The 22115-nt window shown below is 56.0% G+C and carries 16 protein-coding genes; 14 read left to right on the forward strand and 2 right to left on the reverse strand.

The annotated features are described in order from the left end of the window. The coding region (locus ACW14G_RS11140) for a YebC/PmpR family DNA-binding transcriptional regulator (protein WP_455648595.1) at window positions 1–699 on the forward strand (699 nt) is incomplete at its 5' end. Between the two features lie 132 nt (window positions 700–831). On the opposite strand, the gene ACW14G_RS11145 is transcribed toward ACW14G_RS11140, so the two are convergent. Then, window positions 832–1236, reverse strand: coding sequence for a hypothetical protein (locus ACW14G_RS11145; RefSeq protein WP_419057202.1), 405 nt, complete (start codon window positions 1234–1236; stop codon window positions 832–834). Between the two features lie 330 nt (window positions 1237–1566). Here ACW14G_RS11145 and atzF point away from each other — a divergent pair, with 330 nt between their 5' ends. From atzF to urtA, 4 genes are read left to right on the forward strand one after another with little or no spacing between them, the layout of a single operon-like run. Further along, window positions 1567–3369: an allophanate hydrolase gene (gene atzF / locus ACW14G_RS11150; RefSeq protein WP_249022270.1), complete on the forward strand. Its 1803-nt coding sequence runs from the start codon at window positions 1567–1569 to the stop codon at window positions 3367–3369. Next, on the forward strand, window positions 3362–6994 hold the full coding sequence (gene uca / locus ACW14G_RS11155) for an urea carboxylase (protein ID WP_249022269.1): 3633 nt from the start codon (window positions 3362–3364) through the stop codon (window positions 6992–6994). Before atzF ends, uca begins: the two co-directional genes overlap by 8 nt. Beyond that, window positions 6991–7689, forward strand: coding sequence for a GntR family transcriptional regulator (locus tag ACW14G_RS11160; RefSeq protein ID WP_249022268.1), 699 nt, complete (start codon window positions 6991–6993; stop codon window positions 7687–7689). The genes uca and ACW14G_RS11160 overlap by 4 nt, the downstream gene beginning before the upstream one ends. 45 nt (window positions 7690–7734) lie before the next feature. Then, window positions 7735–9006, forward strand: a complete 1272-nt coding sequence (urtA, locus tag ACW14G_RS11165; protein WP_223803982.1) for an urea ABC transporter substrate-binding protein — start codon at window positions 7735–7737, stop codon at window positions 9004–9006. Window positions 9007–9240: 234 nt separating this feature from the next. On the opposite strand, the gene iutA is transcribed toward urtA, so the two are convergent. Next, window positions 9241–11442, reverse strand: coding sequence for a ferric aerobactin receptor IutA (gene iutA / locus ACW14G_RS11170; RefSeq protein WP_167577341.1), 2202 nt, complete (start codon window positions 11440–11442; stop codon window positions 9241–9243). A gap of 473 nt (window positions 11443–11915) precedes the next feature. Between iutA and urtB the strand changes: the two genes are divergently transcribed. The 9 genes from urtB (at window position 11916) to ACW14G_RS11215 (ending at window position 22103) form a co-directional block, all read left to right on the forward strand. Then, window positions 11916–13445 (forward strand): urea ABC transporter permease subunit UrtB, encoded by a 1530-nt coding sequence (gene urtB / locus ACW14G_RS11175; RefSeq protein ID WP_249023361.1) that lies wholly within the window; start codon window positions 11916–11918, stop codon window positions 13443–13445. After that, window positions 13445–14521, forward strand: coding sequence for an urea ABC transporter permease subunit UrtC (urtC, locus tag ACW14G_RS11180; protein ID WP_455648596.1), 1077 nt, complete (start codon window positions 13445–13447; stop codon window positions 14519–14521). Before urtB ends, urtC begins: the two co-directional genes overlap by 1 nt. Further along, window positions 14514–15305 carry an urea ABC transporter ATP-binding protein UrtD gene (gene urtD / locus ACW14G_RS11185; RefSeq protein ID WP_163447161.1) on the forward strand — a complete coding sequence of 264 codons (792 nt, stop codon included), beginning with the start codon at window positions 14514–14516 and terminating at the stop codon, window positions 15303–15305. The genes urtC and urtD overlap by 8 nt, the downstream gene beginning before the upstream one ends. A gap of 1 nt (window position 15306) precedes the next feature. Next, window positions 15307–16005 carry an urea ABC transporter ATP-binding subunit UrtE gene (urtE, locus tag ACW14G_RS11190; protein ID WP_271458580.1) on the forward strand — a complete coding sequence of 233 codons (699 nt, stop codon included), beginning with the start codon at window positions 15307–15309 and terminating at the stop codon, window positions 16003–16005. A 577-nt stretch (window positions 16006–16582) separates the two neighbouring features. Then, window positions 16583–17257 (forward strand): helix-turn-helix transcriptional regulator, encoded by a 675-nt coding sequence (locus tag ACW14G_RS11195; protein WP_419057204.1) that lies wholly within the window; start codon window positions 16583–16585, stop codon window positions 17255–17257. A gap of 88 nt (window positions 17258–17345) precedes the next feature. Continuing rightward, the gene (locus ACW14G_RS11200; protein WP_271458578.1) at window positions 17346–17840 is read left to right on the forward strand and encodes a fimbrial protein; all 495 of its coding nucleotides are present in this window, start codon (window positions 17346–17348) and stop codon (window positions 17838–17840) included. A 64-nt stretch (window positions 17841–17904) separates the two neighbouring features. Then, a complete protein-coding gene (locus ACW14G_RS11205; RefSeq protein ID WP_419057205.1) occupies window positions 17905–18573 on the forward strand; it encodes a fimbrial biogenesis chaperone in 669 nt (222 codons plus the stop codon). A 26-nt stretch (window positions 18574–18599) separates the two neighbouring features. Continuing rightward, complete coding sequence (locus ACW14G_RS11210) at window positions 18600–21089, forward strand: fimbria/pilus outer membrane usher protein (RefSeq protein WP_419057206.1); 2490 nt, start codon at window positions 18600–18602, stop codon at window positions 21087–21089. 6 nt (window positions 21090–21095) lie between these two features. After that, window positions 21096–22103 carry a fimbrial protein gene (locus tag ACW14G_RS11215; RefSeq protein ID WP_419057207.1) on the forward strand — a complete coding sequence of 336 codons (1008 nt, stop codon included), beginning with the start codon at window positions 21096–21098 and terminating at the stop codon, window positions 22101–22103. Window positions 22104–22115: the final 12 nt, after the last annotated feature.

The raw sequence follows: 22115 nt of genomic DNA on the forward strand, positions 1-22115 counted from the left end.
AATATTGTTGCTAAAAAAACGGCTAAAGACGGTGCAACGTCTAAAGTATATGCAAAATTCGGTGTGGAAATCTATGCCGCTGCTAAACAAGGTGAACCTGATCCAGAATCAAACTCATCTTTAAAGTTCGTTATTGAACGTGCGAAACAAGCTCAAGTTCCGAAACACGTTATTGATAAAGCAATTGATAAAGCCAAGGGCGGCGGTGATGAAACCTTCGTACAAGGGCGTTATGAAGGCTTTGGTCCAAGTGGTTCGATGATCATCGCTGAGACGCTGACGTCCAATGTTAACCGCACGATTGCCAACGTCCGCACAATTTTCAATAAAAAAGGCGGGAATATCGGAGCGGCAGGTGCTGTCAGCTATATGTTTGACAATACCGGCGTGATTGTATTTAAAGGAACAGACCCTGACCGTATTTTTGAAATTCTGCTTGAAGCGGAAGTTGATGTTCGCGATGTAACCGAAGAAGAAGGGAACATCGTTATTTATACTGAGTCTACAGACCTTCATAAAGGTATTGCAGCGTTAAAAGCCGCTGGGATTACTGAATTCTCAACGACAGAATTAGAAATGATTGCCCAATCAGAAATTGAGCTCTCGCCGGAAGATTTAGAAATCTTTGAAGGACTGGTTGATGCCCTTGAAGATGACGATGATGTTCAGAAAGTATATCATAACGTTGCAAATCTCTAATTTTAAATTAAAAATCTGTCATGTTATGGCAGATTTTTAACTTCTTGTTCTAATAATATTTAGACGAATGTGTTAAACATAAAATAAATATCTCCCAGAAGACATTATTTTAATAGATTTTCTTAGTCTTAATTATTGTGCGGCGGCACACTTTCCCTTCACATCTCCGACAAATGCAGCTACGGCATCCTGCATGATGTTGTTGGTGTTGGTCCGGTTGATGGTCATAAACGCTTTGGTCCGATCCGTGGAAATTTGCCATGTCTGGAGAGTCAGGCACAACTCAGTGGCATATTCTCCAACCATAGCGGTGGGGCTTATTACCGTATAGGTCATCAGGCTGTCGGTTACGGATGGCGATTTTTTATCGATATTGATCGCAAACTCTTTTCCCGCAAAACCATCGTTCTTGATAGTGTACTGGTTATACTGATATGCACCTGTTCCCTGCACGTTAGTGACAACCCAGCATTCCGCACTGGCGCTGGCGCAGGTGAAAAACAGCACGGCACAAGGAAAAAAACGCTTCATTATCATTCTCAACTCCTGTTGTTATTGGCCGACAGTTTACTCTGAAACAGGCATTTTCGCATTGGCGATGTTTTTTTATATTGCAAGCAGACGCCATAACCTTCCGTTAATCCCGGAGCAGTTATTTCATAACTAATTATTTTAGCTGTTTGTTTTTCTATTTGTTTTTGCTATGACCATTGCACCGATAATGTACAAAAATGCGCCTTTACGGTGCGTTGAAATATCAGGTGAATTTCCGGGTTTTATTTTAATTCAATATAAAACAACGCATTAAATTTCTGGCATAGGCCTTGCTAATTGAATTCCATCTTGTATACCAACAGGGATTCAACGATGGCTTTTATGACCGGAAAAACGCTGGCCGGCTGGCGTCAGCATATCAGGCAAAATAGCGATGCGGTGTTCGCATTATTACAGGCGCATATTCAGTCGCTGGCGACCGACGATAACGCATGGTTAATGATTGCCAACGACGCCCAGCTACGAGCGCAGTTAGACGCATTAACGCCTGTTTACCGCAACAATCCTGAAGCGTTGCCGTTATTCGGTATTCCTTTTGCGGTTAAAGATAACGTCGATGTCGCAGGCTGGCCCACCACCGCCGCTTGCCCGGCGTTTGCCTATGTGGCAGAGGAGGATGCCACCGCGGTGGCTCGCCTGAAAGCCGCCGGGGCCATCGTGATTGGCAAAACCAATCTTGACCAGTTTGCTACCGGGCTAGTGGGCACGCGTTCACCATACGGCGCGGTGGTGAACAGTTTTAACGCCGACTACGTCAGCGGTGGATCCAGTTCCGGCTCCGCTTCCGTGGTGGCGCGCGGTCTGGTGCCGTTTGCTTTCGGTACCGATACCGCGGGCTCCGGGCGTGTACCGGCCGGGTTCAACAACATCGTTGGACTAAAGCCGACCAAAGGCTGGCTATCGGCGAAGGGCGTGGTACCTGCCTGCCGCCTGAACGATACGCTGTCGGTGTTTGCCTTGACGGTGGAGGATGCATTCGCCATCGCCACGCTGGCGGGCGGTGACGATGCTCAGGATGCCTATTCCCGTACACATCCGGCGACCACGCCCGCCGCCATGCCGTCCAGTCCGGTGTTTGCTATCCCGGAAGTGCTGAATTTCTTTGGCGATATCGACGCGCAAACGGCCTGGGAGCTGGCGCTGGATGCCCTGCATGACATCGGCGCCACCCTTAAACCGATCGACTTCAGCGCCTTTTCTCAACTGGCGGAACAGTTGTATCAGGGGCCGTGGGTGGCCGAACGCACGGCGGCCGTCGGCGAGATGCTACAGCACCCCGAACAGATGGATCCGACCGTCCACGCGATTATCGCCGCCGGGCTGAACTACAGCGCGGTGGATGCCTTCAGAGCGGAATACCTGCGCGCCGAACTGGCGCAAAAAATTCAACGCGCGTTAGGCGAGGTGGATGCGCTGGTGGTCCCCACGTCGCCGACGATCCATACCCTCGAAGAGATGAAGCAGGAGCCCGTGCGTTTCAACTCGCAGTTTGGCACCTACACCAATTTCACCAATCTGGCGGATCTCAGCGCGCTGGCGCTACCCGCGCCTTTCCGCGCCGACGGCCTGCCTGCGGGCATCACGCTGATTGCCCCCGCGTGGCACGACCGCGCGCTGGCGGATTTTGGCCTGCGCTGGCAGCAACAGCTGGCGCTGCCGCTGGGCGCCACCGGGCAGCCGCTGGCTGCGGAGGCTGGCACGCTGCCGGTCTCTTCCCGGCACGTGCGCGTGGCCGTGGTCGGCGCGCATCTGCGCGGTATGCCGCTCAACTTCCAGCTCACCACTCGCCGGGCGGTATTTGTCGAAGCAACCCATACCGCACCGCGCTACCGCCTGTACGCGCTGGCCAATACCCAGCCGCAAAAACCGGGCATTGCCCGCGCGACCAGCGGCGCGGCGATCGAGGTGGAACTGTGGGATATCCCACTGGCGCGATTCGGGGAGTTTGTCGCTGAAATTCCGGCCCCGCTGGGCATCGGCTCGCTGGAGCTAAGCGATGGTCGTTGGGTGAAAGGCTTTATCTGTGAACCGGCGGCGCTTAACGATGCCACGGACATTACCGAATTTAAGGGCTGGCGCCACTGGATTGCCCGCAAGGAGACCCCCCATGTTTAACACCGTCCTGATTGCTAACCGTGGCGAAATCGCCTGCCGCGCTATCCGCACTTTGAATCGCCTGGGGATCACCAGCGTAGCGGTTTACTCCGACGCTGATAAAAACGCCGAGCACGTCAGGCAGGCCGATATCGCGCTGGCGCTGGGCGGCGAGAAAGCGAGCGACAGCTACCTGAAAATCGACAGCATTATCCAGGCGGCGCGCGACAGCGGCGCACAGGCTATCTGGCCCGGCTATGGCTTTCTCTCTGAAAGCCTGCCGTTCGCCGACGCCTGCGAACAAGCCGGCATTGTCTTTATTGGCCCCACCGCGCAGCAGATTGGCGAGTTTGGCCTAAAACACCGCGCCCGTGAGCTGGCGGCGCAAGCCGGCGTGCCGATGACGCCGGGCACCGGGCTGCTGAATTTGCTCGATGACGCGCTGGAGGCGGCACAGCGGATAGGCTACCCGGTAATGTTAAAAAGCACGGCGGGCGGCGGGGGGATTGGCCTGACGCGCTGCGCCGATGCCGAAGCGCTGGCGCAGGGCTGGGAGAGCGTGCGACGTCTGGGCGAGCAGTTCTTCAGCGACGCGGGGGTGTTTGTTGAACGCTGCATTGACCGTGCGCGCCATATCGAGGTGCAGATTTTTGGTGACGGCAACGGCAACGTGGTGGCGCTTGGCGAGCGCGACTGTTCGCTGCAGCGGCGTAACCAGAAGGTCGTGGAAGAGACGCCCGCGCCGAATCTGCCTGCCGCCACCCGTGCGGCGCTGCTTGATGCCGCCGTGCAGCTCGGCAAGCTGGTTAACTACCGCAGCGCCGGGACGGTGGAGTTTATCTACGATGCCGGGCAAGACGCTTTCTACTTCCTCGAAGTGAATACCCGTTTGCAGGTTGAACATCCGGTGACCGAATGTGTGACCGGGCTGGATCTGGTGGAGTGCATGCTGCGCGTGGCGGCGGGGGAAACGATCGACTGGGCGCGCATGGCGAAAGCGCCACAGGGGGCTGCCATCGAGGTGCGTATTTATGCCGAAAACCCGCTGAAAAACTTCCAGCCAAGCCCCGGCGTGCTGACGGAAGTGGTCTTCCCGGACAACGTACGCATTGATACCGGCGTGGCCACCGGCAGTGAAGTGTCGGCATTTTATGACCCGATGATCGCCAAACTGATCGTCCACGCCGACACCCGCGAAGCCGCGCTGAGCAAACTGCATGCCGCGCTGAACGCCACGCGTCTGCACGGCATCGCCACCAACCTTGACTATCTGCGCCAGATAACCGCCAGCGAAGCCTTTATCAGCGGCACCGCGTGGACGCGGATGCTCGATAACGTGGTCGCGCGCTCATCGGTGATTGAGGTGCTTCAACCCGGCACCTGGAGCAGCGTGCAGGATTATCCCGGCCGCCAGGGCTACTGGGATATCGGCGTACCGCCGTCCGGGCCGATGGACGATTTTGCTTTCCGCCTGGCGAACCGTATTGTCGGCAACCACGAATCGGCGGCGGGGCTGGAATTCACCCTGCAAGGGCCGGTGCTGCAATTTCACAGCGATGCGCTGATTGCGCTGACCGGTGCCGACTGCCAGGCGCTGCTCGATGGTGAAGCGGTCGCGATGTGGCAACCGGTGTCGGTCAAGGCCGGGCAAACGCTGGCGCTGGGGCGTGCGCAGACTGGATGCCGCGCCTATCTGGCGGTACGTAACGGCCTCGACGTGCCGGAGTACCTTGGTAGCCGTTCCACCTTCGCCCTGGGGCAGTTCGGTGGTCACGCCGGGCGGACGCTCAGGGTAGCCGATCAGCTGCCGATCTCGCGCCCGGAACTGGCGGCCTGCACCACGCCTGCGCCCATTAGCGAGGCTAAAACGCTGTCGCCTGCGCTGATTCCTGCCTACGGTGAAGTCTGGCGCATCGGCGTGCTTTACGGGCCGCATGGCGCGCCGGATTTCTTCACCCCGGAATCCATCGACGAATTCTTCGCCAGCGATTGGCAGGTGCACTATAACTCTAACCGCCTCGGCGTGCGGCTGGTAGGGCCGAAACCAAGCTGGACGCGGCCAAACGGCGGTGAAGCGGGGCTGCATCCGTCCAACGTTCATGACTGTGAATATGCCATTGGCGCGATTAACTTCACCGGCGACTTCCCGGTGATCCTCACCCGCGACGGCCCCAGCCTCGGCGGGTTTGTTTGCCCGGTGACGATCGCCAAAGCCGAATTGTGGAAAGTGGGGCAGGTGAAGCCGGGCGACCGCATTCGCTTCTACCCGATGAGCGTGGAAGACGCGGTGGCGCGTGAGAAGGCAATGGATCGCAGCATTGAGACGCTGCAAACCAGCGTGCTGCCGACCTTTGCCATGCCGTCGCTGGCCGACCGCGACGGTGTGTCCGCCGCAAGTCTGGTGTCACTGCCGGCCACCTGCAATATCCCCGCCATCGTTTACCGCCAGGCGGGGGACAATTACATCCTGATTGAGTATGGCGAAAATGTGCTGGATCTGGCGCTACGCCTGCGTGTTCACGTGCTGATGGCCCATCTGCGCGAACGGGCTCACCCCGGTATTAAAGAGCTATCACCCGGCGTACGTTCGCTACAGGTGCGTTACGACAGCCGCGACATCAGTCAGCAGGCGCTGGTGACGCTGCTGCTGGAGCTGGAAACGCGTATTGGCGACGTCAGTCAAATGACGGTGCCGTCACGAATCGTGCACTTGCCGATGGCCTTTGAAGACAGCGCCACGCTCGATGCCGTCAGCCGCTACGCCGATACCGTTCGTGCTAGCGCCCCCTGGCTGCCGAACAACGTGGATTTTATTCAACGTATCAACGGGTTGCCGAACCGCGAAGCGGTAAAAGAGACGATATTCGACGCCAGTTACCTGATCCTCGGGCTGGGAGATGTTTATCTTGGCGCGCCCTGTGCGGTGCCGGTGGATCCACGCCACCGTTTGCTCAGTTCCAAATACAACCCGGCGCGCACCTTCACCGCCGAAGGCACCGTCGGCATCGGCGGTATGTACATGTGCATCTACGGCATGGACTCCCCCGGCGGCTACCAGCTGGTGGGGCGAACGCTGCCTATTTGGAACAAGTTTCTCAAAAACGACCAGTTCAGCGTGGGCGAACCCTGGCTGCTGCGTTTCTTCGATCAGGTGCGCTTCTATCCAGTCAGCGAGAGTGAACTGGACAGCCTGCGCGAAGATTTCCGCGAAGGCCGCGCCGCGATTCGCATTGAAGAGACGGTCTTCGACTTCACGGCGCACCTGCGTTTCCTCGAAGAACATGCCGATGATATCGCCCGCTTCCGTCAGCACCAGTCGACGGCGTTTGACGCCGAGGTTGAGCGCTGGCAGCGCGATGAGCAACAGCCCGTCAGTGAAAGTCTGATGCCAACTGCCGAGGTGGTTGTTGACGAGGAAGCGCTACCCGTCACCGCCGATATGAACGGCAATATCTGGAAAGTGCTGGTTAACCCGGGCGATACGGTGGAAGCGGGGCAGACCTTAATCATCGTCGAGGCCATGAAGATGGAACTGGCGATTCACGCGCCGCAGGCGGGGAGGGTGAAACACATCGGCTGCCAGCCGGGCCGCCCGGTTAGCCCCGGCGATGTGCTGCTGTGGCTGGAAGAGAGGAGCGCCGCATGACGGAAAGCAACGGCAAAAAGCGCCAGGCCGGGCTGGCGGAGCGCATCTACCAGGCGCTGAAAAACGATATTTTTGATTTCCGGCTTATGCCCGGCGAGCACTTCAGCGAAAACGAAATTTCCGAGCGGATGGCGGCCAGCCGTACGCCGGTACGTCAGGCATTGTTCTGGCTGGAGCACGAAGGCTATGTGCAGGTGTACTCGCGCAGCGGCTGGCAGGTGAAACCGTTCGATTTCACCTACTTCGAGGCGCTGTACGACTTTCGCATCGTGCTGGAAATGGAGGCGGTGAAGCGCCTGTGTGCTCTGCCTGCCGAGGCCCGCCACGAGCATCTGGCGCCGCTGCTGGCTTTCTGGTGCGAAGCGCCGCGTATGGCGCCGGGTAAGGCGCTGTCACGGCAGGATGAAGCCTTCCACACCGCGCTGGTACGCGCCACCGGCAACAGCGAGATGGCCCGCGTCCATGTCGAGCTGACCGAGAAAATGCGCATCATCCGCCACCTCGATTTTACCCGCGAGGATCGGGTGGAGGCGACCTACAGCGAGCACGCGCTGGTGCTCCAGGCAATTTCGCAACAACAGACGGAAGAGGCGCAGCGGATCCTCACTGCGCATATTTCCCAGAGTAAAGCCGAGGTCCGAAAAATAACCTTACACCGGCTGCAGCAGGCACGTTTACAACCCGTTTCACCGTAGTAGCGGGCAACATTTATCACTCAATATCATTTAGGGGTTTTGGTCATGAAAAGACGTTCTTTACTGAAAGCATTTGCCCTGTCAGCCACCTTTTTGAGCATGGGCTTCTCTTTGCAGGCATACGCAGCAGACACCATTAAAGTGGGGATCATGCACTCCCTGTCGGGGACCATGGCGATTTCGGAAACGCCGCTGAAAGACGTGGCGCTGATGACCATTGATGAAATTAACGCCAAAGGCGGCGTGCTGGGCAAAAAGCTGGAACCGGTGGTGGTGGATCCGGCCTCCAACTGGCCGCTGTTTGCCGAAAAGGCGCGCCAACTGTTAAGCCAGGACAAGGCCGCGGTGGTGTTTGGCTGCTGGACATCGGTGTCGCGTAAATCGGTGCTGCCGGTATTTGAAGAGCTGAACGGTCTGCTGTTCTACCCGGTACAGTATGAAGGTGAAGAGATGTCGCCGAACGTCTTCTATACCGGCGCGGCGCCAAACCAGCAGGCGATCCCGGCGGTGGAATATATGATGAGTGAAGACGGCGGCAGCGCGAAGCGCTTCTTCCTGCTCGGCACCGACTACGTTTATCCGCGCACCACCAACAAAATTCTGCGTGCCTTCCTGCATTCCAAAGGCGTTCAGGATAAAGACATCGAAGAGGTTTACACCCCGTTTGGCTACAGCGACTATCAGACTATCGTCGCCAACATCAAGAAATTCTCCGCAGGCGGCAAAACGGCGGTGATCTCCACCATCAACGGCGACTCCAACGTGCCGTTCTACAAAGAGCTGGCGAATCAGGGCATTAAGGCAACCGACGTGCCGGTGGTGGCGTTCTCCGTAGGTGAAGAGGAGCTGCGCGGTATTGATACTAAACCGCTGGTGGGTCATCTGGCGGCGTGGAACTACTTTGAGTCCGTCAGCAACCCGGTGAACGAGAAGTTTGTCGCTGACTATCGCGCTTACGCCAAGGCGCACAAGCTGCCGAACGCCGATAGCGTGGTGACCAACGATCCAATGGAGGCCACCTACGTGGGCATTCATATGTGGGCCCAGGCGGTTGAGAAGGCGGGGACCACCGACGTGGATAAAGTGCGTGCCGCGATGGCGGGACAAACCTTCAACGCGCCAGACGGCTTTACGCTGACCATGGATGCGACCAACCACCACCTGCACAAACCGGTGATGATTGGTGAAATTGAAGATAATGGGCAGTTTAACGTGGTGTGGAACACCGATAAGCCGGTGCGCGCGCAGCCGTGGAGTCCGTACATTCCGGGGAATGATAAGAAGCCGGATACGCCGGTGAAAACGGGTGGGAAGTAAGGTTCGCTCGCGGGTAAAGGGGGCTGAGTGCCTGCCCCCTCACCCTGGCCCTCTCCCCAAGGGGGAGAGGGAACCGCACGGCGACACTTTTCCTTACGGTGAATGTTCTTGCGTATTGGCACAATCTACTCCCTCTCCCTTTTTAAGGGAGAGGGTTGGGGTGAGGGTTAACGCACAGTAATTAAAGATATTTCTGCTTTCTCCAGCTAACGCCTTCCCCCTGGGATTTGACTATCAGAACAGCACCGAATAATTCAACCCAAACGTCCGTCCACGACCTTTGTAGTCATACAGTGACGCCGGGCCGTAGCCTGGGCTGTAGTACATTGGCGCGCGCTGTCCCCACACCGTGGTGTAGTCGCGATCGAAGAGGTTTTCAATGCTGAAGCTCAGCTTGCCCACCGGTAACGCGTAGCTGCCGAGCAGGTCGACGGTGGTGTAACCCTCAATCTCATTTCCGGCTTCGTCGCGCAGTTTAAATGACGTCGTGCTCTGTACGCGCAGGCTCCATGGCTCCGGCGCCCAGCCAATATAGGCGGTAGCTTTGGACGGGCTGGCGACCTTCACGTCGTACTTCTCCCAGTTACCGTTCACCTTAGACTCGGTCTTCAGCACGTTGAAGTTACCCCCGGCGCTCCAGTCGGTATCCGGAATAAAGTAATCCACCGCGCCTTCCACGCCATAAATGCGGCGTTTGTCGTCCACCACGCTGATGGTCAGATCGTCATTAACCACGACGTTCTTATCGGACAGGGAATAATAGGCAGCAACCTGCGTCCGCAGATTGTCGCCGGTGTAACGCCAGCCAAGCTCATACGAGTTGACCTTGATCCCTTCCAGTTTGCTGCCGTCGACGCTGACGCTGTTGGTCAACGCGCGATGGCCGTTGACGGCTGTCGCATAATCACCGCGGCCGTAGTATTTCCCCGGATCGGGCAGTTCCACGCCCTGAGAGAAGTTAAACCACGTCTGCTGACGCTCGGTGAGGTGCATAAGTAGCCCGGCGTTAAACAGGAAGTTGTCGTAGTCAGTGGAGCCTCCCGGGATGGCGTCCGCGGATTTCACCGTCCCCGCGGCGATCTGCTGCTGCACAGCATAGCCAACAAAATCATCGACTTTGTTCTCGGTGTACTGATAGCGCACGCCGCCGCTCAGGGTAAAGATGTCGTTGATGTCGTAGCTGGATTGCAGGAAGGCGGCCAGGTTGCTGATGTCGTAATCCGGATAGCGACCGGTGGTGTAAATTTGCTGGTTATTCATCCCGCCTGACGCGCTGGCTTTAGGCAGGTCGAAGAACATCTGGTTGGAGGTAAAGCGTTCATGATCGGCGTCGAGGCCGTAGGTTAACTGCCAGCCGTCCAGCGGCGTACTGTTCAGCGTTAATTTGGCGCCATACTGGTTCGTGTCCTGCTGTGAGGAGGATAAGGCGGTCACTTTCTGCTGCTTGTTCACGCTTGGGAAGGGGTAAAACAGCAGCGACTCATCGCGATAGTAAACCTGGCCAACCATCTCCTGGCCGAGGAAGTCGCTGTTGGAATATTGCAGGCTGATCAGATGACGCTCGGTGCCTGGAATACGGTCGGAGTTCAGCCCGCTGCTGACGTACGGTTTGCTGCTACCGGAAATGGCTGAGAAATTTTTGCCCAGGTTTAGCCCGTAGTCATCGTCGCCCTGGCTCTTGTAGTATTGCGTCACCAGCTGTAGCTGCTGGGTTTCATCGATATTCAGCGTGCCGGTGCCCATCACATCGAGGCGGTCGGAGTACTGCAACCCGGTCTGGGTGTTGTCGAGCAGCGTGGCATCGCCGTTACCGTCATACCAGCCGCCGAATTTCTGATAGGCCACCGACAGACGCCCGGCGATATGATCATTGCCGCCGGAGACGGCGCTGGCGATACGCTCATCGTGATCTTTGCTGCTGTTAAAGCCGCTTTTTGTCCCCGCTTCAAATTCCACCTGGGTTTCCGGCTGGCCTTTTTTGGTCACGATATTGATAAGACCGCCGGTACTGCCGCCGCCGTACAGTGACGTCGCGCCGGAGATAACCTCAATGTGTTCGATATTAAATGGGTCGATAGAATCGAGCTGGCGAGAGTCGGTACGCGATGAATTGAGGCGCACGCCGTCAATGAGCACTACCAGCGGACGACCGCGCACGTTCATGCCGTAGTTGGTGCGGCTCTGGCTGCTGACATCAAGACCGGGAATTAACTGCGCCAGCGCATCTTTGAGCTCTTTGCCGCCCTGAATCTGCTGTTCCAGTTCGGCGTTTTCGATAACCCAGGTGGTTTGCGCCATCTCCGCCACGGTGCGGTTGCTGCGGTTGGCGGAGATCACCATGTTTTCGTCATCGGTGGTTTGCGCCACGGCGGGAGCCATCATGGCGAGAAGCAGAGGGTTGAGCGCCCAGAGGGTAGGCTTTTTAGTCATCATCATCATTCCTGTGCACGGGCTGACAAAGGCCAGCCCAAAAATGCGTTAAGTGAGTGAAAAGCAGCGCAGAGCCGCGAATGCGAATTGTGCGGAGAATGTTTCTTATTATCAATAATTGTTTCTGGTTTTGTTAAAATATTTTTATGCTTTACCGGGTGTTATGAACCGCTGCCATGACGCTGAGATGGGTAGCCATAAGCCAGCCATCTGGAAGGAAAAGGCGGTGATATTCTTTCCTTGTGATGGATTGCGCTAATAACGTGCGCGAATGTGCCGTTTCGGTGCGCGCGCTGACGACCTCTTCAAGTGGATTTACCGTTAAGCCTTTTATAAACAGTCTGTTAAATTTTTGGCACATGCCTTGCTAAATGAATTCCATCTTGTATACCAACAGGAATTCAACGATGACATTTCGCATCAGCACATCGCGGGCGGCGCGATGGTCGGCTTTCGCCATTCTCTTTTTCTGCGCCGCCATGCTCAGCTCCCCGGCGCGGGCTGGCGCGGCGGCCGATTTCGGACAGGCCAGCCGCAGCGAGCAGGCGCTACTGCTCCAGCATTGGGCTGTGGATCCGCAGCCTTCGCGTCTGCCGCTGCTGGAAGCCCTTAGCCATGAATCGGTGGTGAGCGACGCGCAGGGCCATTTGTTCAATGAACAGGGCGGCAAACTGGTGCCGCTCGAAGGCGAGGCCGTACCGGCGGGCAATACCAAAAAAGTGTTTATGAACAACCGCATCCGAGGACTGGTAGCCAGTGCTCTGGCCTCACATCAACTGGTGAGCGAGGACGATAAAGTCCGTCTGAACGCAGCGAAGACGCTGCAAAACAGTGCCCGGCAGGATCAGTTGCCGATGCTGACACAGCGTCTGGCCGCCGAACATGACAGCCGCGTTCATACCGCGCTGGCCATTGCTGTCGCCAACCTCCAGCTATCTGATAGCCGCGCTGAGCAGCGCCTGCAGGCGGTAAAACTGCTGGGCGAGGCCAGCGATCCACAGGTGCAGTCTAGCCTCAGCCGCTTGACGCAAGCGCAAAACGAACCGGATGCGGCGGTGCGCGCGGCGGCGGCGGACAGCCTCAAACACGTACAGCAGCGCCTGAAGTGGGGCGACTGGCTGGGGCAGGCGTTTAGCGGCATTTCGCTGGGCTCAATCCTGCTGCTTGCCGCGCTGGGGCTGGCGATCACCTACGGCCTGCTGGGGGTTATCAATATGGCTCACGGCGAAATGCTGATGCTGGGCGCGTATTCCACGTGGCTGGTGCAAGACGCCTTCCAGCGCCTGGCCCCGGAGTGGCTGGTGCTTTACCCGCTGGTGGCGCTGCCGGTCGCGTTTTTTATCACCGCGGCGGTGGGAATGGCGCTGGAGCGCACCATTATTCGTCACCTTTACGGGCGTCCTCTGGAGACGCTGCTGGCCACCTGGGGCATCAGCCTGATGCTGATCCAACTGGTGCGCGTGTTGTTTGGCACCCAGAACCTGGAAGTGGCGAACCCGGCCTGGCTGTCGGGCGGCTGGAACGCGTTGCCAAATCTGGTGCTGCCGTACAACCGTATTGCGGTGATTGTGTTTGTGGCTGGCGTGCTGGCGCTGACCTGGCTGCTGCTCAATAAAACCCGCCTGGGGATGAACGTACGCGCGGTCACGCAAAATCGTCGCATGGCCGACTGTTGCGGCGTACCGACCGGGCGCGTCGATATGCTGGCTTTTGGTCTGGGGTCCGGCATCGCCGGGCTCGGCGGCGTGGCGCTGTCGCAGCTGGGCAACGTCGGCCCGGAGCTGGGGCAGGGGTACATCATCGACTCTTTCCTGGTGGTGGTGACCGGCGGCGTGGGGCAGCTGGCGGGCACCGTGGCGGCGGCGCTGGGGCTTGGCGTACTCAACAAAGTGCTGGAGCCGCAGATTGGCGCAGTGCTGGGCAAAATAGCCATTCTGGTCTTGATCGTGCTGTTTATTCAGAAACGGCCGCAAGGATTGTTCGCATTCAAAGGGCGGGTAATTGACTGATGAGCCAACCTATTACGTTAACGATCGCCCGTCGCGCGCCGCGTCTTACCGGCTCGCTGGCGGCGTTGGTACTGGCGGCGCTGCTGGTGCTGCCTTTCTTCGCGCTACTGCCTGCGGCGCATCCGCTGGCTATCTCAACCTACACGCTGACGCTCATTGGCAAGATCCTGTGCTACGCGGTGGTGGCGGTGGCGCTCGACCTGGTATGGGGCTACGCCGGATTGCTGTCGCTGGGCCATGGTCTGTTCTTCGCGCTGGGCGGCTATGCAATGGGGATGTACCTGATGCGCCAGGCGGCGGGCGAGGGTCTGCCAGCCTTTATGTCCTTTCTGTCGTGGAGCGAACTACCCTGGTTCTGGGCGGGCACCCAGCATTTCGCGTGGGCGCTGTGCCTGATTATTCTCGTGCCGGGTCTGCTGGCGCTGGTATTTGGCTACTTTGCGTTTCGCTCGCGGATTAAAGATGTCTACTTCTCCATCATGACGCAGGCGCTGACCTACGCCGGGATGCTGCTGTTTTTCCGCAACGAAACCGGGTTTGGCGGCAACAACGGCTTTACCGGTTTTACCACGCTACTGGGCTTCCCGGTCTCCGCCACCGGTACGCGAATCGCGCTGTTTGTCGCCACGGTTCTGCTGCTGGCCGCTTCGCTGGCCATCGGCCTGTTGCTCACCCGCAGCAAGTTTGGCCGCGTGCTCACCGCCGTGCGCGATGCGGAAAACCGCCTGATGTTCTGCGGTTACGACCCGAAAGGCTTCAAGCTGTTTATCTGGACCCTTTCCGCCGTGCTGTGCGGGCTGGTGGGGGCGCTGTACGTGCCGCAGGTGGGGATTATCAACCCCAGTGAAATGTCGCCGACCAACTCGATTGAAGCCGCTATCTGGGTGGCGCTCGGTGGGCGCGGCACGCTGATTGGCCCGATTCTCGGCGCGGGGATCGTCAACGGTGCCAAAAGCTATTTCACCGTCGCCTTCCCGGATTTCTGGCTCTTTTTCCTCGGCCTGATGTTTATCCTCGTCACGCTGTTCCTGCCGCGCGGCGTGATTGGCCTGCTTAAACGGAGGAAGCATGACTGATTCACTGTTTACCCAACCGCATCTTCAGGATCGCTATCGCGATACCACCGATCCGGTGCTGGAGCTGAATAACATCAATGTCACTTTTGACGCTTTTCGCGCGCTGACCAACCTGTCGCTGAAGATTGGCGTCGGCGAGCTGCGCTGCGTGATTGGCCCAAACGGTGCGGGAAAAACCACGCTGATGGACGTGATTACCGGTAAAACGCGGCCCGACAGCGGCACGGTGACCTACGACCAGAATATCGACCTGATGGGGATGTCATCGGTGGAGATTGCCCGCGCCGGAATTGGGCGTAAATTCCAGAAGCCGACGGTATTTGAAGCGCTGAGCGTGACGGAAAACCTCGAAATCGCCCTGAAGATGGATAAGTCAGTGTGGACCTGCCTGCGGGCCAAACTCACCGGCGTCCAGCGGGATCGCATTGACGAAGTGCTGGAGCTGCTGCGGCTGACCGCGCATCGTCATCGCCCGTCCGGGCTGCTTTCTCATGGGCAAAAACAGTTTTTAGAAATCGGCATGCTGCTGGTGCAGGAGCCGCATCTGCTGCTGCTGGACGAGCCTGCCGCCGGGCTGACCGATGCGGAAACCGACTATATCGCCGAGCTATTCCGCACGCTGGCCGGTAAGCACTCGCTGATGGTGGTGGAGCACGACATGGGCTTTGTGGAAACCATTGCCGACCACGTCACCGTTCTGCATCAGGGGCAGGTGCTGGCGGAAGGCTCGCTGCGTGAAGTGCAGGCCAACGAGCAGGTTATCGACGTTTATCTGGGGCGCTGATATGTTACAGGTTAATGATTTAAATCAGTATTACGGCGGCAGCCACATTTTGCGCGGCCTCTCTTTTGACACCACGCCCGGCGAAATCACCTGCCTGCTGGGGCGCAACGGCGTGGGGAAAACCACGCTGCTGAAATGTCTGATGGGGCTGATTCCGGCAAAGTCCGGCACCATCCACTGGCAAGGTAAGCTGATTAACGCCAGTAAACCGCATCAGCGGGTGCAGCAGGGGATTGCCTACGTACCGCAGGGGCGCGAGATTTTCCCGCGTCTGACGGTCGAAGAGAACCTGCTGATGGGGTTATCACGCTTCTCCGGCAGCCAGGCGAAGGGGGTACCGGAAGAGATCTACGCGCTGTTTCCGGTGCTGCGCGAAATGAAGCAGCGACGCGGCGGCGATCTCTCCGGCGGCCAGCAGCAGCAGTTAGCCATTGGCCGTGCGTTGGCCTGTCAGCCGTCATTACTTATTCTCGATGAGCCGACGGAAGGTATTCAGCCTTCCGTGATAAAAGAAATTGGCGCCGTGATCCGCAGTCTCGCCAATCGCGGTGATATGGCGATTCTGCTGGTTGAGCAATTTTATGATTTTGCCGCCGAACTGGCGGACAATTATCTGGTGATGTCGCGTGGCACAATTATTCAACGCGGGCGCGGTGAAGACATGGAGGCGCAGGGCGTCAGACACTTAGTGGCAATTTAAAGCAAGCCAGTGGTCTGCTGTCAGCGGGCCACTTCTTTTCTCTGCAAATCATTTGTCGATTGATTACCTTTCCGCACATATCCACTGTGAAATGTTTTGTTGAAAATATTTGTTGTGAATCGCCGATTCATTGCAGAATTATTCAAAAACTACCTCTTTGGGATTATATCATAATTTGAAAATGGCCACCGATAGCACCGTGGCCCCCTCGCCAAAAAAGAGTAAAACCTGCTAAAAGCGTTGATTAATGGAATCATGAATCAGCATCATTAACGCTTAATAATCTGAAATGGTTGTGATTAACTCATTGATATTTAAAGATTAATATCTTAATTGATATGTTGATAAAATGTCATTGGATTTAATGGTGAGGCCGTTTTATCTTTAAAAAAGGAACTTTCCTTAATGGAGGTCAATAACAACCATCTTTAGGAGTTTTAGTACAAAGAGTGAGGAGTAATCCCAATTGAAAGAGTATGGTTATTTTATTTAAAATTTGTTCATCAATTGTAAGAAATATGGGGTGAAGTGTGAGTGAGGATATTAAATAGAATTTATTAGATGATGGAGCGCCATATTGAGTTCAATACTGATTTTAAGTGACGACTTTATTTTTAGCGAAGCGATAACGCTACTCTTAAGTGAAGTGAAAGCTGACGTTCCCACGTTGATGCAGAAAAATACCGTGACCAATATTTTTCACGCGAATTATCAGCAAAATATTAATCACGTATTAACTATTAACAGCTGCAGCGCACTTATTGTCGATATTCATGATGATCTCAGCGCGCAGACGATTAGCATTCTAAGCAGAATTAAACGTGAGTATCCGACGATTCGTGTGATGGTCATCGTGAATGAATTCTTTGATTATCAAAACCCTTTTACCAGAGTATTAATGTCATTGTGCGACATTTTGGTTAACCGCTATGAAAATATTTCGGGGATAAAGCGTAACCTGGTGCAACTGGGGGCATTGATGCAGCGCCGCTCGACGCTGATGTTAAATCGTTTTTCGCGCTCAAAGCGTTTAATGGTCAACTGTTCTGATTCAATGTTTTCCGGGCTATCGAAAAGAGAGTTGGAAGTGATAAACCATCTGGCGCAGGGGAAAAGCCCGGCAGAAATTGCCGATGAGTTATATATCAGTACAAAAACCGTATACACCCATCGACAAAGAATTTATGCCAAGCTGGGTGTAAAGAATATTATTGAACTGCATAAGATTATGCGTATTTCCTCAATAATTTAAAAAACGGTTATTCAGTTTGCATTATCAACAGCACCTCCATTAGTGGCATAAAAAAGCCAGGGAGGTTTTCATTTAGAAGGATACTTTTATGAAACACATCGCGTCTTTAGCGTTTTTATTATGTAGCGCCAGTGCCTTTGCCAGCGATGGTACCATTACCTTTACCGGTAATATTACCGATACTTCATGCACCATTTCCACCTCTGCCGTCACCGTTGATTTTGGTACCATTGCCGCCAGCTCTTTTGTAGCAAAAGGGGATACGGTTGGCGGCCGTTCCTTCCAACTGACCCTCACGAATTGCCCATACGAAAGTGCCACCGTCCGCTTTGACGGCAATGCCGACCCGGAAGGTAAGCTGTTCCAGATCGATAGCGGGACGGGTAAAGCAAGCGCTGTAGGAATTGCGTTGTATGATGCGAATAATCAGCAGGTGCTGCCAAATACACCGTCCAGCGCATATGTGCTGTCAAAAACTGCGGCAAATACCCTGAATTTCTCGGCCAAACTGCAATCTACTGCGGCCACCGTGACCAGCGGGGATATTTCCGCGACCTCCAACTTTACCATTGTTTATCCATAAGTTATTGCGGGCTGGTGCTGAGCCAGCTCTTTTACTCCGGTTAATCTGCTCTGGAGAATAATAAGTGAAATTATTAACTTCGCTACTGCTGATTATCTGCGGTATGCACCCGGTATGGGCGGGTATTACACTCAGTGCGACCCGTGTCATTTATAACGAATCGGAAAAAGAAGCGGCAATAACCATCAGCACTTCCGGCGAAAATCGGCCGTATCTGGTTCAGTCATGGCTGGAGAATAGTGATCGGGGAACTTCGGCGGCACCTTTCGTTATTACTCCACCGCTTTTTAAATTAATGCCAGATACCACCTGGCAAATTCGTATTACAAAAATTCGTGAAGGGCTGGCGAGCGATCGTGAATCGTTATTCTGGTTGAACGTGAAGGCTATTCCCGCATCGGACAATCGTGAACATAACCGAATGCTGATTGCCACTAAGAGCGTGATGAAACTGATCTGGCGACCATCGTCGCTGAACGCGGCGGCGGCGAGCGACGCGGTGAAGCAGGTTAGTGCTCAGGGAGATGGAAAGGCCATCACGCTGCGCAATCCCACTCCCTATTTTATCAATATCGGCTCGCTGAGAGTGAACGGTCTGCCTGTGAACTCGCCGGGTTATATCGCCCCTTTTGCCACACACGCGATCCCGCACGGCCAGCGACAGGGGCAGCTTGAAATTCAGGCAATCAATGATTATGGCGGGCTAACACCAACTTTCACGCTGAAATTCTGAGCATCAGCAGAATATGGACATTGAAGATGAGAGTAAAAAAGCTGGCGCTTTTGCTGACCTGGGGCTGTACGCCCCTCACCGCGCATGCCGATCTCTATTTTGATACCAACGCCTTAGATCTGTCTGATGAGCAAAAGCAGCAGCTCAATCTTCAGTCATTCAGCGATGCCTCGACCGCATCAGCGGGTAGCTTGAACGTTGAGGTGCTGGTAAACGGCATTTCAGCGGGGCAGCGTAACATTGCCTTCGATGCCTGCGGAAAGACGCTTTGCGCGGTCTATTCCCCCGCGCTGCTCGCCGAGCTCGGTGTGCGCACTGAGCAATTTCCGTCGCTGGCGGCCCTCGGGGCCGATCGGACGTTGACCGATATCGATAACTATATTCCGCAAGCGACGAGCCTCTTTGACCCAGCGCGGCAGCAACTATTGCTCTCGGTTCCTCAGGCAGCGTTGAAGCCACAGATACGCGGCGACGTCTCGCCGGCGCGCTGGGATGACGGTTTGCCGATGCTCTTTACCAGTTACAACCTGAACGGCATGGAGTCACATTACAGCGAGGGGAAGGAGAGTTCGCAGTATCTGAATCTGCGCAGCGGCGCCAACCTGGGGCCCTGGCGGGTGCGTAACTACAGTTATTACAGCCATGATAGCCATGACGGCGATCGCTGGCAGAGTATGCAAACCTGGCTTGAGCGTGATATTCGCACGCTGCGTTCGCGGCTGAAAATCGGCGAAACGGCGACGACGGCGCTGGTGTTCGACAGCTTTAATTTTAGCGGGCTAATGCTGGCTTCCGACGACGGTATGCTGCCGCAGAGCCAGCAGGGGTTCGCACCGATTATCCGCGGTATCGCCATGAGTCACGCACAGATCGAAGTGCGACAGAAAGGCAATATCATCTATCAGTCCTGGGTACCGCCTGGAGCGTTTGAGATAACCGATCTCTATCCCACCTCATCGAGCGGCGACCTTGAGGTAACCGTTCGTGAAGAGGATGGCAGCGTGCGTACGTTTGTGCAGCCGTTTTCCTCGGCGCCGGCGATGGTGCGCGAAGGGCAGTTGAAATATGCCTTCAGCAGCGGTAAGTACCGCAGCGATTCTACTGACGCGATCCTGCAGAATTTTGCGCAGGGTGAGGTGGTCTACGGCCTGCTAAATGCCACTACGCTGTACGGCGGCGTTATGGGCGCGGAACACTATGCGGCGGCGGCAATTGGTGTCGGCCAGGGGCTGGGTGAGCTGGGGGCGGTTTCTCTCGATTTTACCCATGCTAAAAGTCGCTTCGCCGATCGCGATGCGGCGCAGGGTAATTCCGTGCAGTTCCGCTACAGCAAAAATATCACCGCTACCGATACCACCATGACGCTGGCGGGATATCGCTACTCAACCTCGGGCTATTACAGCTTTGAAGAGGCCAGTGAAGCCTGGCGCGATAACGATGCGCGCCAGTACGGCCAGCCAAAGCAGCGTATGCAGGTGATTCTTAACCAAAGCCTTGGCGAGTGGGGCGGGCTGACCTTCTCCGCGTATCAGCAAAACTACTGGCAGGGTAACGGCGGCAAAACGCGTTCGATGACGTTCGGATACAACGTGAATATTGCTGGTGTGGGCGTATCGCTGAGCTACAGCGATAACCAGACCCAGGGGCGCGAGGGCAACGATAGAATTGCCTCGTTAAACCTTTCCTTACCGTTGAGCCGTTGGCTGAGCCCAAATAATACAGCGCTGGTGAGCTACAGCCAGACGCACTCGAAAAGCGGGCGCAGCCAGAGCCAGGCGACGTTGTCGGGGACCGCGTTACGCGATCGCAATCTCAACTATGCCCTGTCGCAAAGCTACAGCCGCGATGACCAATCAGGGCATAGCAACGGCAGCGCCGCCAGCCTGCGCTATACCGGCAGTAAAGGCGTGGCGTCAGCGGGCTATTCCACGGAATACGGTGAAAACCGCCGTTTGAACTACGGCCTACAGGGATCCGTCGTGCTGCATCCTTACGGCCTGACGCTAGGTCAGGAGCTGCCGGAAGGCGGTGCCAGCGCGCTGGTGCATGCGCCGGGCGGCGGCAGCCTTAAAGTGAAAAATACCACCGGCGTCGCCACCGATAGCGCGGGCAACGCCATTGTGCCGTGGCTAACCGTTTACCAGGAAAACATCATACCGATTGACGCGCAAAGCGCCGATGACGACGTGGAGATTGGCAATACCATGCAGCGCGTAGTACCCAGCCGCGAAGCCCTGGTGCTGGCGGAGTTTAAACCGCAGCGCGGAAACCGTCTTTACGCCCGACTACGCTGGCAGGGGAAAAACGTACCTTACGGCGCGATGGTCAATGCCGGAGACGGCCATAGTGGAATCGTCAATGAACATGGCGAGGTCTATCTGAGCGGACTCAACGAGCGCGCGACGCTCAGCGTCGCCTGGGGCAATCACAATCGTTGTCTGGCATCGGTCGACTTTGGCAGTGTGAAAAAGACTAAGGGTATCGCCCTGATGGACCTTGAGTGCCGGACTAATTAAGGAGTGATGATGAGAGGATATGCTGCAACTGCGGCGCTGTTTGCTTTGTTCATGGGCTCGAGCAACGCACTGGCGACTTGCACGCTGCAAAATGGAGGGAAGGCCGGAAGCGTCTCGGTCTCCTTTTCCACCGAAACCTTTGATCCGGGCGTGAGTGCGGGGACACAGAAACAGACGCGCGCGATCAGCGCTGGCACCATGGCGGCGGCGATGGGCATTAACTCATCGCTGCGTATTGCCTCCTGCAACGGAGGAGAGAGTTTTATGATGACGGACAGTTCCTATACGTTGCGGTTGGGATATTCGCCGGGAGGTACCGGTTATATTGAGACCGGTATTCCTAATCTCTACATGTATATTGTGTTCGCCCAAGGGACCGCGACAGGCATCAAATTCCCGACAAACGCGGGCGGCGAATACAGTCGTATCGCGAGCTCGATTAATAGCGGTGCCGGGCGCTGGACTGATATTGGCAATGCTACCGTTTATTTGTATCAGGCGGGCCGAATCTCGCAGGGTGGCGTCGTTCCTGCAGGCATATTAACCCGCTGGCGCACCTCCGATGGCGTGAATATGGTTGATATCATGCTTAACAGCTTTGTCGTCAACGTTAAAAGCTGTCAATTAACCAACAGCACGCCATCAGTTTCCCTGGGGGATGTGCATGTCTCGCATTTTAACGGCGTCGGCAGTAGCGCTGGCAGTACGGGCTTCACGCTCGGAATGAACTGTGACTCCAGCATTAAACCGACGATTACGTTTACCGGGATATCGACAACCTCAGGAAGCGTCTTGCCGTTAAACAATCCTGATGCCACCACCACCGCTAAGGGCGTTGGCCTGGAATTACTCTATGGGCAGAACAAAGTAACGCTTGGAGAGGCGCTGTCGCTGGGCACCACCACCAGCGGGCTCAATAACTACGCCTTTACGGCCCGCTATGTGCAAACAGAAAGCAGCATCCAGGCCGGAGAGGCTAACGCAACGGCAAACTTTACGATCAAATACGAGTGATTATGCTGAGAA

The sequence above is a fragment of the Kluyvera sp. genome, assembly GCF_965301105.1.